The 12,931-nt window shown below is 67.2% G+C and carries 18 protein-coding genes and 1 tRNA gene; 8 read left to right on the forward strand and 11 right to left on the reverse strand.

Going from position 1 to position 12,931, the window contains the following annotated elements:
• Positions 1-79 precede the first annotated feature (79 nt).
• The 4 genes from FCF25_RS00335 to gnd form a co-directional block, all read right to left on the reverse strand.
• A tRNA-Arg gene (locus tag FCF25_RS00335) sits at positions 80-152 on the reverse strand.
• A gap of 111 nt (positions 153-263) precedes the next feature.
• Positions 264-854, reverse strand: coding sequence for a 2Fe-2S iron-sulfur cluster-binding protein (locus FCF25_RS00340; RefSeq protein WP_137046920.1), 591 nt, complete (start codon positions 852-854; stop codon positions 264-266).
• A gap of 121 nt (positions 855-975) precedes the next feature.
• Entirely contained in the window at positions 976-1,221 is a 246-nt protein-coding gene (locus tag FCF25_RS00345; protein WP_137046921.1) for a hypothetical protein, read from the reverse strand.
• A 518-nt stretch (positions 1,222-1,739) separates the two neighbouring features.
• On the reverse strand, positions 1,740-2,633 hold the full coding sequence (gnd, locus tag FCF25_RS00350; RefSeq protein WP_137046922.1) for a phosphogluconate dehydrogenase (NAD(+)-dependent, decarboxylating): 894 nt from the start codon (positions 2,631-2,633) through the stop codon (positions 1,740-1,742).
• 117 nt (positions 2,634-2,750) lie between these two features.
• Between gnd and FCF25_RS00355 the strand changes: the two genes are divergently transcribed.
• A complete protein-coding gene (locus FCF25_RS00355; RefSeq protein ID WP_117594239.1) occupies positions 2,751-3,155 on the forward strand; it encodes a CBS domain-containing protein in 405 nt (134 codons plus the stop codon).
• Positions 3,156-3,245: 90 nt separating this feature from the next.
• Complete coding sequence (locus tag FCF25_RS00360) at positions 3,246-4,343, forward strand: aminopeptidase (protein ID WP_137046923.1); 1,098 nt, start codon at positions 3,246-3,248, stop codon at positions 4,341-4,343.
• 320 nt (positions 4,344-4,663) lie between these two features.
• On the opposite strand, the gene FCF25_RS00365 is transcribed toward FCF25_RS00360, so the two are convergent.
• Positions 4,664-5,020 (reverse strand): hypothetical protein, encoded by a 357-nt coding sequence (locus FCF25_RS00365; RefSeq protein WP_137046924.1) that lies wholly within the window; start codon positions 5,018-5,020, stop codon positions 4,664-4,666.
• Positions 5,021-5,150: 130 nt separating this feature from the next.
• Here FCF25_RS00365 and FCF25_RS00370 point away from each other — a divergent pair, with 130 nt between their 5' ends.
• Complete coding sequence (locus tag FCF25_RS00370; protein ID WP_137046925.1) at positions 5,151-5,549, forward strand: hypothetical protein; 399 nt, start codon at positions 5,151-5,153, stop codon at positions 5,547-5,549.
• A 31-nt stretch (positions 5,550-5,580) separates the two neighbouring features.
• Here FCF25_RS00370 and FCF25_RS00375 read toward each other — a convergent pair whose 3' ends face one another.
• Positions 5,581-6,393 carry a DUF5806 family protein gene (locus FCF25_RS00375; protein WP_254425872.1) on the reverse strand — a complete coding sequence of 271 codons (813 nt, stop codon included), beginning with the start codon at positions 6,391-6,393 and terminating at the stop codon, positions 5,581-5,583.
• 131 nt (positions 6,394-6,524) lie between these two features.
• Between FCF25_RS00375 and FCF25_RS00380 the strand changes: the two genes are divergently transcribed.
• The 3 genes from FCF25_RS00380 (at position 6,525) to FCF25_RS00390 (ending at position 8,310) form a co-directional block, all read left to right on the forward strand.
• On the forward strand, positions 6,525-6,893 hold the full coding sequence (locus FCF25_RS00380) for a universal stress protein (RefSeq protein WP_117594243.1): 369 nt from the start codon (positions 6,525-6,527) through the stop codon (positions 6,891-6,893).
• A complete protein-coding gene (locus FCF25_RS00385) occupies positions 6,890-7,423 on the forward strand; it encodes a GNAT family N-acetyltransferase (protein WP_117594244.1) in 534 nt (177 codons plus the stop codon). The genes FCF25_RS00380 and FCF25_RS00385 overlap by 4 nt, the downstream gene beginning before the upstream one ends.
• 128 nt (positions 7,424-7,551) lie before the next feature.
• Positions 7,552-8,310, forward strand: a complete 759-nt coding sequence (locus FCF25_RS00390) for a creatininase family protein (RefSeq protein ID WP_137046926.1) — start codon at positions 7,552-7,554, stop codon at positions 8,308-8,310.
• Between the two features lie 15 nt (positions 8,311-8,325).
• Here FCF25_RS00390 and FCF25_RS00395 read toward each other — a convergent pair whose 3' ends face one another.
• Positions 8,326-8,778, reverse strand: coding sequence for a universal stress protein (locus FCF25_RS00395; RefSeq protein ID WP_117594246.1), 453 nt, complete (start codon positions 8,776-8,778; stop codon positions 8,326-8,328).
• 123 nt (positions 8,779-8,901) lie between these two features.
• On the opposite strand from FCF25_RS00395, the gene FCF25_RS00400 reads away from it, so the two are divergent.
• Positions 8,902-9,339, forward strand: coding sequence for a universal stress protein (locus FCF25_RS00400; RefSeq protein ID WP_117594247.1), 438 nt, complete (start codon positions 8,902-8,904; stop codon positions 9,337-9,339).
• Positions 9,340-9,458: 119 nt separating this feature from the next.
• Here FCF25_RS00400 and FCF25_RS00405 read toward each other — a convergent pair whose 3' ends face one another.
• A complete protein-coding gene (locus FCF25_RS00405; protein WP_117594248.1) occupies positions 9,459-9,899 on the reverse strand; it encodes a CBS domain-containing protein in 441 nt (146 codons plus the stop codon).
• Positions 9,900-10,190: 291 nt separating this feature from the next.
• On the opposite strand from FCF25_RS00405, the gene FCF25_RS00410 reads away from it, so the two are divergent.
• Complete coding sequence (locus FCF25_RS00410) at positions 10,191-11,426, forward strand: DHH family phosphoesterase (protein ID WP_117594249.1); 1,236 nt, start codon at positions 10,191-10,193, stop codon at positions 11,424-11,426.
• A 9-nt stretch (positions 11,427-11,435) separates the two neighbouring features.
• Here FCF25_RS00410 and FCF25_RS00415 read toward each other — a convergent pair whose 3' ends face one another.
• Genes FCF25_RS00415 through FCF25_RS00425 form a run of 3 tightly spaced genes read right to left on the reverse strand, consistent with a single transcriptional unit; the run spans position 11,436 to position 12,820 of the window.
• A complete protein-coding gene (locus FCF25_RS00415) occupies positions 11,436-11,879 on the reverse strand; it encodes a DUF5807 family protein (protein ID WP_117594250.1) in 444 nt (147 codons plus the stop codon).
• A 55-nt stretch (positions 11,880-11,934) separates the two neighbouring features.
• Positions 11,935-12,363: a hypothetical protein gene (locus FCF25_RS00420; RefSeq protein WP_137046927.1), complete on the reverse strand. Its 429-nt coding sequence runs from the start codon at positions 12,361-12,363 to the stop codon at positions 11,935-11,937.
• A gap of 52 nt (positions 12,364-12,415) precedes the next feature.
• Entirely contained in the window at positions 12,416-12,820 is a 405-nt protein-coding gene (locus tag FCF25_RS00425; RefSeq protein WP_117594252.1) for a 30S ribosomal protein S6e, read from the reverse strand.
• Positions 12,821-12,931: the final 111 nt, after the last annotated feature.

The following is a 12,931-nucleotide window of genomic DNA, read 5'->3' on the forward strand; positions in this document are numbered from 1 at the left end:
AACTCCAGAGGGTGGGTAGAGGTGTTATTTATAAACACCTCTCTGCTGTCTGTTGATTCGGAAGCGCTATGAATTAGAACGGACCCGACGGGATTTGAACCCGCGACATCTTGGTCCGGAACCAAGCACTCTGTCCACTGAGCTACGGGCCCTCACCCCGACGTACACGATAACTGGCTATAACCGTTGTGACCTAACCTCGCCGGCGCTGCCGTCTCGAGAGCCGTCGTCAGAAGAGAAAAAATCGAACAGTCGTCGACCGATTACGGTGCAGTACCGGTTTCGATGGTGAAATCCGCACGCGGGTAAGCGACGCAGGTGAGCGTGTAGCCCTCGTCGAGTTCGCCCTCGTCGAGCATCTGCTGGTTGTCGTGGACGACGTAGTCCTCGGAGTTGCCGCCGGATGTGATCTGACCCGCACAGGAGACGCACTGCCCCTGTCGGCAGGCGTACGGGAGGTCCCAACCCTCCTCTTCGCCGGATTCGAGGACGGTCTGGTTGTTCGGAATCTCGATGGTCGAACCCTCTTTGACGAACTCCACCTCGAAGTACTCGACTTCGTCCTCGGGGATGTCAGCGGGGCTCGAACTCTCTTCTTGGGCCTCGCCCTCTTCGAGTTCGCCCTCCTCGCCCGCCGCCGCGCCGCCGACGGCGACGGCGCCGCCGCCGCCGATAGAGCGGTTCATCGGTTCGGGGAAGTCGGTCTCGGGGACCGTCGACGCGCGCTGTTCGAGCACTTCCTGGGAGATGTCGGCGGTGGCCGTCCACCCCGTCCCCTTCGAGAAGTGCATCGCGACGGCCAGCGCCGTCAGCGCCGCGCCCAGTCCTACCGCCACTGGGTCGATGAGAGACATATCGGCGGCTACGGAGTGCGGGTTTACAACAGTTGTGATTCCGCCGATAGCCCGGCGGCGCGGCGGTCGGCGCTCGGAGCGTCGCCGGCGAACCACCGGGAACTCCCGCTGAGCGCGTTCGCTACTCCAGCGGAATCCGCTTGAACTCCTCTTCGCTGCGGGCACGTAGCTTGTCGAATCGGCTTCGAGCGCTCACGCGCGTCTCGCCGAACGTCGCCCCGAGGAGCGCCCCGACGGCCCCGCCGGTGCTCGCGGCTTCCTTACCGAACAGTCCGCCGAGACCCGCGCCGATGGCTGCACCGATTGCCGCGTATCGCGCCCGACTCAGCATCCGTCGAAGGTGAGCAGTCGCATCGTTTCTGTCCATACTCCCCGTACGCCGCGGAGTCAGATAACGCTGTTCTCGGTTCCTCCGTCGAAACGTCGGCGCAGTCAGGGCGTCTCTGTCGACGGGGGGACCGGCGAAACTGGCGAGGCCGACGAGACTGGCGGGGCCGGCGAGACTGGCGGGGCCGGCGAGACTGGCGGGACCGGCGACTCCCGTCGTCGCGCAGTCGCAGTCCGACGGGCCTCGACCACTCGCCCGAGCAACTCGTTCGCGACCACCGGCGCAGCACCGATGAGACCTGCACCGAACGCCAGTCCGTACCAACTGAGCACCCCGCGCGGAGTCGTCTGCACCACGTAGAGCGCGGCGACTGCCGCCAGAAGCGTCGCCGCCGCGAGCGTCACGCCGCATCCGAGCAGAAGCACCGCTCTGCGGAGTTGTCTCCCCCGTCCGAGAACCGATGTCATACTTGATTCCTCGCTTCTCAGTAGTACGCTCGCCGAGGGGATAGCGTCGTCCCCGCGGTCAGTGGGACGGACCGTCCGTCTCCGAGACGCTCAGTCGCGAGCGACTTCGTGACGGCCGAAGCCGTAGCGGAGTCGGTTCGCCAACCGCCGCGAGAATCGTCCCTCGTTTCGGCTGTCGAAGCGCTCGGCGAGCGCCTGGTAGATGAGCGGCACCGGAATCTCCTGTTCGAGCGCCTCCTGGACCGTCCACGTGCCGGTCGAGCCGCCGGCGACGTGGTCGGCGACGTCGCCCAGATCAGAGCCCTCCTCGGTGAACGCCTCTTCGCAGAGTTCGAGCAACCACGAGCGGATAACCGCGCCGTTGTTCCACGTCCGGGCGACGGCTTCGAGGTCGAGGTCGTAGCGGCCGTCCGCGAGGAGTTCGAAGCCCTCGCCGTACGCCTGCATCAGCGCGTACTCGACGCCGTTGTGGACCATCTTCACGTAGTGGCCCGACCCCGACTCGCCCATCCGGTCGTGACCGTCGGGTCCGGTGGCGACGGCGTCGAAGACGGGCGTCAGTTCGTCGTACGCCCACTGGGGGCCGCCGACCATGAGCGAGAAGCCGAGTTCCGCGCCCGCGGGACCGCCGCTGGTGCCGCAGTCGAGGTACGCCGCCCGGCAGGCTTTCGCGCGCTCGACGGAGCGCTCGAAGTGGGAGTTGCCGCCGTCGACGACCACGTCGTCGGCGTCGAGGTAGGCGTCGAGGTCCGCGAGCGTCGCGTCGACGGCGTCGCCGGCCGGAACCATCAGCCAGATGCGCTTCTCGTCGCCGAGTCTCTCGACGAGGTCCTCGACGCTCTCTGCGGGCTTTGCACCCGCGTCGGCGGCGGTCTCGACCGCTCGTTCGCTCAGGTCGAACGCGACCACGTCGTGGCCCGCGGCGACCACTCGTTCGACGACTATCTGGCCCATTCGTCCGAGTCCGATGACGCCCAGTTGCATGGTCGGAGGTTTACCGGAGGGAGGTAAGGGGTTGTGGTTCGTCGGAGTCGCGGGGGTGACCCTCGCCACTCGGAGCGCCGCTGGACTTACGCTTCCCGAACCCGTACACCTCTCGACATGACGCTCTCTGACATCCTCGATGCAACCGTCGCAACGGCCGCGCCGACGACGCCCGTCGGCGACGTGACCGCCGCGATGCGCGAGGGGTCGCTCGAACTCGTCGCCGTGCTCGACGAACAGCGACCGCTCGGGCTGTTGACGCCCGCCGACATCGGCCGCGCGTACGTCGCCGGCGAGGACCTCGACGGCGAGACCGCCGGCGAGATACTCTCGGACGACCTCGTCACCGTCCGCGAGTCAGAGGACCTCTCGGCGCTGGTCGCGCACCTCGCGGACGAGAACGCTCGCCGCGCGGCCGTCGTCGACGACGCGGGCGACTTCGTCGGCGTCGTCCGGTTGGAGGACGCGCTCGTCCAGTACGGCGAGGATCTGACGCGCATCCTCTCGATGTTCGACGGGTGACGACGGCGACCGTGGTTGGTCGGCGGTCGTCCCTCCGCGTACGCCGCCGGAACCGCCCCGTTTTTCGGCCAGTCGCTCCTCCACCCGCACATGGACGAACGCGTACGCGAGCACGCCGAGGTGCTCGTCGACTGGAGCGCACGCATCGAGGCCGGTGACGACGTCGTCGTCAGCGTCGCCGAGGACGCCCACGACCTCGCCGTCGCCGTCGCGGAGAAACTCGGCGAACGCGGGGCGAACGTCGTCACCCTCTACGACTCCGCGGAGGTCTCGCGGGCGTACCTGAAGAGCCACGACGGCGAGTTCGACGAGGACCCCGCCCACGAACTCGCGCTCCTGGAGAACGCCGACGCGTACCTCCGCCTCGGCGGCGGGCGGAACACGACCGCGACCGCGGACGTGCCCGGTGGGACCCAACGCGCGTTCGCTCGTGCACGCGAAGGAACCCGCGAGGCCCGCATGGACACCGACTGGGTCTCCACCGTGCACCCGACGCGCTCGCTCGCCCAGCAGGCCGGGATGGCTTACGAGGAGTATCAGCAGTTCGTCTACGACGCCGTGCTCCGCGACTGGGAGGCGCTGGCCGACGAGATGGCGCAGATGAAAGAGGTGCTCGACGCCGGGAGCGAGGTCCGCATCGAGAAGGAGCAGACGGACCTCATCATGTCCATCGAGGGGCGAACCGCCGTCAACTCGGCCGCGTCGGTCGCCTACGACTCGCACAACCTCCCCTCGGGCGAGGTGTTCACCGCACCGTACGCCACCGAGGGCGAGGTGCTCTTCGACGTGCCGATGACCATCCAGAGCAAGCGCGTCACCGACGTCCACCTCACCTTCGAGGACGGGGAGGTCGTCGACTTCGGCGCCGGTCAGAACGAGACGGTCCTCGCGGACATTTTCGACACCGACGAGGGCGCGCGCCGCCTCGGCGAACTCGGCATCGGCATGAACCGCGGTATCGACCGCTTCACCGACAGCATCCTCTTCGACGAGAAGATGGGCGACACGATTCACCTCGCGGTCGGTCGCGCGTACGACTCCTGTCTCCCTGAAGGTGAGTCGGGCAACCAGTCGGCAGTCCACGTCGACATGATAACCGATATGAGCGAGGACTCGCGACTGCTCGTCGACGGCGAACTCGTCCAGCGAAATGGACGGTTCCGGTGGGAAGACGGCTTCGAGGAGTAACGGTCCCGCGCTTTTTGGTGCAGATTTTTGCCGAGCGAGCGGAGCGAGCGAGGGAAAAAGGTGCAACGGACAGTTCCGGTGGGAAGACGGCTTCGAGGAGTAACGGTCCCACGTTTTTTGGTGCAGATTTTTGCCGAGCGAGCGGAGCGAGCGAGGGAAAAAGGTGCAACGGACAGTTCCGGTGGGAAGACGGCTTCGAGGAGTAACGGTCCCACGTTTTTTGGTGCAGATTTTTGCCGAGCGAGCGGAGCGAGCGAGGGAAAAAGGTGCAACGGACGGTTCCGGTGGGAGGACGGGTTCGAGGAGTGATCGTCGCGCGGCTACCGACGCTCGTCGTTCGAGTCCCCTTCGACGTCGATACTGAGCGGCTTGCTCTCTCCCTCTGACTCCTCGCCGCCGCCGAGGAGCCTCGACCGGAGGTCGTCGGTGAACGACTGCACCTGGTCGCGGATGGTCTTCACCTCCTCTTCGAACTTCTCGACCGTTCGCTCGACGTGGTACACTCGCGTCGCCGGGATTCGGTGGACGATGTCGCGGCCCTCGTCGTCCTCGCCGACTTTCACCAGCCAGTGGTCCTGGAAGTACGCGACGTGTTCGTTCTGAACGTTCTTCTCTATCGTCTCGCCGTCGGGGTCTTCGTACACGATCGTCGCCTCGCCGAGTTCTTCGTCGACCATAGGTGAGAGTGAGCGCCCAGACACGAAGTAGTGTGGGTCGATTCGACGCCGGTTGCTCGACCCGACGGCTGTTCGGCCCGACTCGACTCCCGCACGGAAAGCACTTACCGGACGACTCGCTTCTCTCCGTATGCGTCGATACGCCCTCCTGTTCGTCGTCTTCGGCCTTCTCGTCGCCGGTTGCACCAGCGTCCCGCCGGCGGACGACCCCCCCGAGACGACCGCGACGGAGTCCCCGACCGAACCGCCGGCGACGACGTCGCCGACCCCGACTACCGACGGACACTCGACGACCGCCTACGCCGACTGTCCGTACCTCCTGCACGTCGAACTCGCCGACGAGGACAGGGCCGCGGAGGCGGATCGGACGCTGGCGTACGAGAATCTCTCCGCCGACCGACGCACCGAGTTCGACCGCGCCCGCGAGAACGGAACTCTCTCGATGGAGTCGCTACCCGACACGTGGAGCGCGCCGCGAATCGTCGAGTACGAGGGAGAAGCGTACGAGACGGTCGCGGCGACCTGCTAACGTCGACTTCGGACCCCGGCGGTCGGACCCACTACCCCTGCTTCGGTTCGTGGACGTGGCCGCACTCGGGGCACTCGACCTCCTCGGCGCGCAGCTGCGCGCTCGACTGGCGGACTTCGCGCATGACGCTCGAAATCCGCTCCTCGGCGTCGAGTTCCTCGGCGACGGCCAGGTCGACGCCCTCTACTTCGAGGAGGAACTTCGCAATCTCGGTCACTTCGTACATCGTCTCGTCCAACTCTTCGGCGGTGAAGAAGCCGCTCATCGCGCCGTAGAGGAACGTCGCGCCCGCTTTCTTCACCTTCCCCTCGAAGGACGAACGCGCCTGATTGACCGCCTGCGGGGTGTACGTGTCGGTCATGAACGGCACCAAGCGGGGGAGATTCTCGCCGATTTTCGTCATCTCGACGCCCGTCTCGGTCCGGAAGTCCGCGCAGAGGCGCGCGATGGCCCACTCGCGGGCGGTGATGTACGTCCGGTCGCGGAGGAAGCCGTTGACGCGGTCGTACTGCGCGCCGTCCATCTTCTTGAAGCGGGCGTACTTCTGCACGTCCTCGGGCACGTCCTCGGTGGCGGTGTCGTCGACGGAACCGTCGGCGTCGGCAGGGCTGTCGGCGTCGACGGTTCCGTCAGCGTCGGCGTCGTGGCGCTCGCCGTCGGTGTCGACGGGGCCGTCGCTCGCCTCGTCGGGCGCTGCCGCGCCGTTTTTCGTCTCTGTTGTCCCGGTCTCCTCTCTCTCCGCTGCGTCCGCCGTGCGGTCGTCAGCACCGACTGTCTCGTCGCGCGCACCGTTTTTCGTCTCTCGCTCGGGCGACTCCGAGGGCGTCGCGGGGTCGTCTGCCATACTCCGCCCTTGTGAACCGGGTACAAAAGGGTTGTCGGCGTGGTCCGACCGGCATCGGGACCCGCGTCGAAGCCGTCGACCCCCGCCTTCGGCGGCAACTGTTTTGGCCCCCGCCTGCGACTGCCTCGCACATGAAGGTGTTACTGGGAATCGGCGGAAGCGAGGACTCGTATCAGGCGCTCGAACGCACGGTCGAACGGGCGGTCGCCGCGGCCGACGACCTCACCGTCGCCATCGTCGAGAACCCGGACTCCGACGCGACGCCCGAGGAGATAGAGACGCACGTCCGCGAACGACTGGAAGGCGTCGCCTTCGACGCCGAAATTCGACACGTCGAGGGCGACCCCGGAAGCCGACTGGTCGACCTCGCCGAGAGCGGCGGCTTCGACCAGGTCGTCCTCGGCGGCGGCCAGCGCAGCCCGATGGGAAAGATCAGCATCGGGAGCATCGCCGAGTTCGTGCTCCTGAACTCCCACAAGACGGTGAAACTAGTGCGATGAAGCGAGAGCGTCTCTACCCCGACGAACCGGCGGGTCCGTTCGACGCCCCGCCCATCGAGTTCGAGGACCGCGAAGGTCGCGCCATCGAGGTCCGCACCTACGACCCCGACGGCGACGACTACGAGCGACTCGTCGAGATGTACACCGAGTTCGACCCCGCCGACCGCGCGCAGGGTATCCCACCTGGCCGCGAGGAGCGCATCCGGTCGTGGCTCGACACGATTCTCGACGCCGACTGTCTGAACGTCGTCGCCTGGCACGACGACGAGGCGGCGGGACACGCGACGCTCGTCCCCGACGAGGACGCCTACGAACTCGCCATCTTCGTGCTCCAGAAGTACCAGCGCGCCGGCATCGGCACGCACCTCATCGAGGCGCTGCTCGGCCACGGCCAGACCAGCGGCGCCGAGAAAGTGTGGCTCACCGTCGAGCGGTGGAACCGCGCGGCCGTCGCGCTCTACAAGAAGATCGGCTTCGAGACGAGCAACGCCGAGAGCTTCGAGTTGGAGATGGCGATTCGGCTGAACTGACCCGACGCCGGCAGAGAACGTCCCGTGGACCGGCCACGAACTGTCCGAGGGCGTTCGCGCGCACACTCGCCGAACGCGTTCTTCCGAGAAGCGTACGACTAAGCACGTCTCCGTGCAGCACTCTGTGTATGACTCGCACACCGGACGTGCTACTGGAGAACCAGACGTGGACGGACATCGAGAACGCCCTCGAAGACGGGACGCGAACCGCAGTCGTCGCCGTCGGCTCCGTCGAACAGCATGGACCGCATCTACCGCTCATCATGGACACGCTCGCGGGCGACGAACTCTCGCGGCGCATCGCCGAGAGACTCGGCGACGCGTTCGCCGCGCCGACGATTCGACCCGGCTGTTCCGGACACCACATGGACTTTCCCGGTACGATCACGATTCCGCCCGAGACGCTGATGGAGCTGATTCGGTCGTACTGCCGGTCGCTGGACGCTCACGGTTTCGAGCATCTCGTGCTCGTGCCGACCCACGGCGGTAACTTCGCGCCGGTCAACACCGTCGCGCCCGAGATCGCCCGCGAACTCGACGCGAACGTCATCGCGCTGGCGGAGCTCGACACGCTGATGGAACTGATGAACGAGGGCCTCCGCGCCGCGGGCGTCGAGTACGAGGAACCGGTGATTCACGCGGGTGCGGCGGAGACGGCGATGGTGATGGCCGTCGACGAGGGGCTCGTCCGGACGGACCGGCTCGAAGTCGGCCGCGAGGGCGACATCTCCGTCTCGCGGCTGCTCGGCGACGGGTTCAAGGCGATAACGGAGAACGGCGTGCTCGGCGACCCGCGGGAGGCGACGCCCGAGGCGGGCGAGGCGATATTCTCGAAACTCGCCGACGCCTACGTCGAGCGAATCGAGGCCGAGCGCGACGCGGTCTGATCCGGCAGAAGCCGCTCAGACCGACAGCACCGGCTGACTCGCGTACAACAGCACGTACTCGGCGGCCTTTTCGAGCACCTCGCCGGGGTCGCCGGAGACGGGCTCGCGCGGGACGACGATGAAGTCGGCGTCGAGCTCCTCGGCGGTGTCGAGGACGACGCTACCGGGGTGTCGGGTCTTTACGTGCGTCGAGAAGCCGTAGGCGGTCGACGTGGTCACTTCGACGTCGTGCACCTCGGCCATCTGCGCGACGTTGTCGGTGAACGACTCCGTCTCGGCGGCGACCTCGTCCTCGTCGACGGCGTCGCTCTCGATGGCGCGAACCATCTCTTCGCCGAGCACGTAGACGGCGTGGACGGCGGCGTCGTATCGCTCGGCGATGCCGATGGCGTACTCGATGGCCACTGTCGACTCGTCGCTCCCGTCGACCGGCACGAGCACGATGTCGAGTTCCAAGGGCGTCGTCATACCCCTCTCTGTGCGGGCCTACATCAAAAACGCTCCCCCCGAGCCGTCGCACTCGCCGTCTCCGCGCACCGACCCCCGTCGGTCGCGCGTGGTTTTATGCCGTGGCCGGGCGAACGCGGCGATATGTTCGACACCATCGTCATCGCGACAGACGGCTCCGAGAGCGTTCGCCGTGCGGTGGCCGTCGCACTCGACCTCGCGGAGACGTTCGACGCGTCGGTGCACGCGCTCTACGTCGTCGACAGCGGGGAAGTGGACTCGTCGCCGGACCGACTCCGCGACGAGATGCGCGACGCGCTTCACGAACGCGGCGAGGAGGCACTCGAAACCGTCCGCGCGGAGACGACCCGCGAGGTGACCACCGCCGTCCGCGAGGGCCGTCCCGCGGCCGTCATCAGCGACTACGCCCGCGAGCACGACGCCGACGTGGTCGCCACGGGGACGCGCGGGCGACACGGCGAGAACCGGTTTCTCATCGGCAGCGTCGCCGAGCGGGTCGTCCGGACGTGTCCGGTCCCCGTGTTGACGGTGCGACAGCTCGACGCGTCGGAGAGCATCTGAACCGCGCGTTGGACTCCGGCACCGAAAGCTCGCGTCTCCCACCTCTCGGTCCCGGCTTCCGCCTCAGACCGACTTCTCGGCAGTCGGTTTCGGTCGATTCTCGGCCGACCCGACCGCGGTCACTCGCCGTCGACGAGCAACTCGACGACGGGCGTATCGGCGTCTCCGCGCTCTCGCGCCGCGAGCAGTTGCCACCGGGTGACGACGCCGGCGAGCCGGTCCGCGTCGTCGACGACCAACACGAACCGCTCTCCGTCGCCGAGCGCGCGTTCGAGACACGTCTCGGCCGGAACGCCCGCCTCCACGACGAGCGGTCTCTCCGGGGTGAGATCGCCGACCGTCTCGGGCGCCAACGGGTCGGTCTCGTCGCGTTGCACCTGTCTCGGACTGTACACGCCGAGCGGTCGCTCGCCGTCCAGCACGACGACGCACCCGCTCGGGTCGAGCCCGTCGGCCAGCGCGGCTAACGGCGTCCGCTGCGATACTCCGTAAACGGGCAACCCCAACGTCGGTTCGCCCGGCTCTCCGCCGGGTCGACCCCTCTGCACACTCCCTGACATCGCGTCTCCCTTCGGACTGTCAGACGTTAGTTACTGACAGGCTACTGTTTGTGTCAACGGGTGCTTTACCCCCGTTCGGAGCGTGGCGGTCGCTCGTGGGGCTCTCGAAAACCGGGTGACTGCGGGACGGTCGAACTCGGTTTCGCTTCCGACGGCGGTGGATTCGGCTTCCGACGAGGTGTTCGGCTTCCGACGCGGTCGAACCGGGAGAGAGCGAGAGATTCACGTGATTTGGCTCGCTGACGCTCGCCAAATCACCGCCGTTTTCACCCCGCCACACCTCCGTCCCGTATGGACGACGACCTCATCGACTCCGGACTGCTCCCCCTCTCGCGGAAATCGCTGCTCCCCGGGACCGGCTTTTTCTACCCCGACTCGCTCGACGAAGACCGCGCCGACGAACGCGTGAAGGAAGCCGTCGACGGCGCGGAAGCCGTCGTCGTCGCCGACCTCGACGCCGACGGGCTCGGCTGCGCGGCGCTGATTCGAGAACTGTACGACGCGGCGCTCGACCCCGAACCGTTCCTGGAGGACATCGAACGCCGCACGAGCGACGACCCGCTCGCCGCAGACGAGGAAGCCGAGGACGCGGACGAAGACGAGGAAGACGAAGCGCTCGACTCGCCGGTCGCGCTCGTCGGTGCGGGTCCGCACAACATGGAGGACGCCCTCGAACGCGTCGCCGAGTACGCCGACGACGGTATCGACGTGTACGTCTGCGACCTCTGCCCGGACAGGTACGAGTACGTCGAGGAAGCCGTGGAGTCGATAGTCGCCCACGCCGACAGCGTCCGGTGGTTCGACCACCACCAGTGGGACGAAGCGGTCGAGAGCGCGGTCCGCGAGGCGGGCGTCGACCTCGTCGTCGGCGACTCCGACGAGGAGTGCACGACCGACGTCGCGCTGCGCTCGCTCGACTACGAGTTCTCCGAGCAGTTCGAGGAACTCGCCGCGGTGACCCGCGACCACGACCTCTGGATTCGAGACGACGAGCGAAGCGACGACCTCGCCGACTACGCCTACTGGGTCGACAACGAGGAGTACGTCGCCGTCGTCGGCGCGTACGGCGCCGACCTCCCCGAGCAGGCGCTCGCGTACGTCGAACACCGACGCGTCGAGAAGGAGCAACTCGTCGACCTCGCCGTCTCGCGCGCGGAGTTCAAACGCGTCGGCGAGTGGACCGTCGGCGTCACGTACGGCCGCTGTTCGCAGAACGAAGTCGCCGAAGCGCTCCGCGAGCAGGGTGCCGACGCCGCAATCATCGTCAAGCCCGCCGGGAGCGCGAGCATCCGCGGTTCGGAGGGCTTCGAGCGCGCGCACGAAGTCGCCGCGTACGTCGACGGCGGCGGTCACCCGCGCGCGGCCGGCTGCAAACCCGACATCTACGACGACATGCTCGACTACGCGAACCACTGGAGTACTCAGGGAAGCGCGGCCAAGCGAGTCATCCTGGCCGCATTCGAGCGCGTCGCCGAAGCGGTCGAAGAAGAGACGGACGCCGAGGAAGGCGTCGAGACCGAACTGTAGACCGTCTCGCTACGCGTCGACGACCCAGCGGTCCGAGTACGACTGCCCGCACTCGCACTGGGCGTAGGCGTGAATCACGTCGCCCTCGGCGTAGAGGCCGCCGACCTCCTCGTTTTTCGCCTCCGCGAACGCGAAGACGAACTTGACGCGGTGGTCGCCCTCGGCTCCACCGTCTTCGTCGCTTTCGGCGGCCGGACACTCCCCGCCGCTCAGGTCGTCGGCGATGGTTCCCTCGGTGTCCATCGCGCTCTGTGCGAACTCCATCGCCTTCATCCCGGTTCCGGCGGCGAACAGCTGTCGCCCCCTGTCGCCGGGTTCGACGAGGATAACCCCGCCCTCGACCGTCTCGCCGTAGTTGGCTATCTTCCCCTGCTCGTCGAGGTAGTCGTCGGTCAGAAACAGCGCCACGTCGTCGAGGCGCTCGCCCGCGAGAAACTCGTCTCGGTCGCTCATGCACTCCCGTCGGCGTGCCAGCGGTAAAAAGCGCGTGACTGCGAGTCGCTCCTCCTCACTCGTCCAACTGCTGGGCGATGTCCGCCAGCGACGACTTCGGCTGTCGCGTGACGCTGTAGACGGCGCGTTTGCCCGGCACGCGGAGCCCGTAGAGGTGACCGGGTTCGACCTCGTCGAGTTCGACGCTCGTGCCCGGCGTTCGGCCGTTCGTCTCGGCCCACTCGACCAGTCGGTTCTCGCCCTCGCCGGGCGTGCGGGCCAGACGGCGGTTGTCGTACGCGCCGCGAATCAGCATCCCCTGGGCGTCGCTGTCGATTTTAGCGTGGTGCTCGTCGCCGTCGAGGACGAGCCTGACGATGTCGCCGTTCTCGGCGTTGAGTCCGTCGGGGAGGCGGAGACAGGGGCGTCGCGTGCCGCCGCTCCGTTCGAGTCGCGCGCGGTACGTCGTCACCGAGGGGTTCTCGTGAGACACTCGGTCCGGCATGGTCGCCACTCCGGACGCGGTGGGGAAAAACGGTCGGAATCGGGTCAGGGCGTTACTCGTCGTCTTCGTCGCCGTCTTCGTCGTCGCCGCCGAGCGCGTCGGCGACGCTGCCGCCGTCGACGACTTTGGCGTTGATCTGGACGACTTCCTCGCTGATCTCGCGGCCGCGGACGCTGATACGCTTGCGCTCGCCGTCGCGCGAGGGCTTGTAGCCGACGCCGCCTTCGAGCAGCAGCGACTTGAGGTTCGGTCCGGGGACGTCTTTGCGCATCGGTCGACCGGCTTTGTCGGAGCCGCCGGTGAGTTCGAGGGTGAACCCGTCGAGGCCCACCGCACCGCCGTCGACCTCGTCGCCGAGGTCTCGGCCGAGGAATCGGTTCGCGTCCTGTCCGTCCGCGTCGAACTGGTGCGTTGAGCCGTCTTCGGGGTCGGCGACGACGACTTTGAAATCTGCCATACGGGGTACGAAACGGTCGCGGATAAAAAGAACGTCGAAAGGCGTCGCCGGATTCTCGCGCCCCCTCCCGGTCGTTGTCGGGTGTTTCGGGGTGTGACTGGTTCGCTCAGT

This window comes from Haloprofundus sp. MHR1 (assembly GCF_005155585.1).
GTDB lineage: Archaea > Halobacteriota > Halobacteria > Halobacteriales > Haloferacaceae > Haloprofundus > Haloprofundus halophilus.

Bases quoted from the DNA above. Each gene is read 5' to 3' on its own strand.
- FCF25_RS00340 (WP_137046920.1), bottom strand. From the start codon at position 854: ATGTCTCTCATCGACCCAGTGGCGGTAGGACTGGGCGCGGCGCTGACG.
- FCF25_RS00345 (WP_137046921.1), bottom strand. From the start codon at position 1,221: ATGGACAGAAACGATGCGACTGCTCACCTTCGACGGATGCTGAGTCGG.
- gnd (WP_137046922.1), bottom strand. From the start codon at position 2,633: ATGCAACTGGGCGTCATCGGACTCGGACGAATGGGCCAGATAGTCGTC.
- FCF25_RS00355 (WP_117594239.1), top strand. From the start codon at position 2,751: ATGACGCTCTCTGACATCCTCGATGCAACCGTCGCAACGGCCGCGCCG.
- FCF25_RS00360 (WP_137046923.1), top strand. From the start codon at position 3,246: ATGGACGAACGCGTACGCGAGCACGCCGAGGTGCTCGTCGACTGGAGC.
- FCF25_RS00365 (WP_137046924.1), bottom strand. From the start codon at position 5,020: ATGGTCGACGAAGAACTCGGCGAGGCGACGATCGTGTACGAAGACCCC.
- FCF25_RS00370 (WP_137046925.1), top strand. From the start codon at position 5,151: ATGCGTCGATACGCCCTCCTGTTCGTCGTCTTCGGCCTTCTCGTCGCC.
- FCF25_RS00375 (WP_254425872.1), bottom strand. From the start codon at position 6,393: ATGGCAGACGACCCCGCGACGCCCTCGGAGTCGCCCGAGCGAGAGACG.
- FCF25_RS00380 (WP_117594243.1), top strand. From the start codon at position 6,525: ATGAAGGTGTTACTGGGAATCGGCGGAAGCGAGGACTCGTATCAGGCG.
- FCF25_RS00385 (WP_117594244.1), top strand. From the start codon at position 6,890: ATGAAGCGAGAGCGTCTCTACCCCGACGAACCGGCGGGTCCGTTCGAC.
- FCF25_RS00390 (WP_137046926.1), top strand. From the start codon at position 7,552: ATGACTCGCACACCGGACGTGCTACTGGAGAACCAGACGTGGACGGAC.
- FCF25_RS00395 (WP_117594246.1), bottom strand. From the start codon at position 8,778: ATGACGACGCCCTTGGAACTCGACATCGTGCTCGTGCCGGTCGACGGG.
- FCF25_RS00400 (WP_117594247.1), top strand. From the start codon at position 8,902: ATGTTCGACACCATCGTCATCGCGACAGACGGCTCCGAGAGCGTTCGC.
- FCF25_RS00405 (WP_117594248.1), bottom strand. From the start codon at position 9,899: ATGTCAGGGAGTGTGCAGAGGGGTCGACCCGGCGGAGAGCCGGGCGAA.
- FCF25_RS00410 (WP_117594249.1), top strand. From the start codon at position 10,191: ATGGACGACGACCTCATCGACTCCGGACTGCTCCCCCTCTCGCGGAAA.
- FCF25_RS00415 (WP_117594250.1), bottom strand. From the start codon at position 11,879: ATGAGCGACCGAGACGAGTTTCTCGCGGGCGAGCGCCTCGACGACGTG.
- FCF25_RS00420 (WP_137046927.1), bottom strand. From the start codon at position 12,363: ATGCCGGACCGAGTGTCTCACGAGAACCCCTCGGTGACGACGTACCGC.
- FCF25_RS00425 (WP_117594252.1), bottom strand. From the start codon at position 12,820: ATGGCAGATTTCAAAGTCGTCGTCGCCGACCCCGAAGACGGCTCAACG.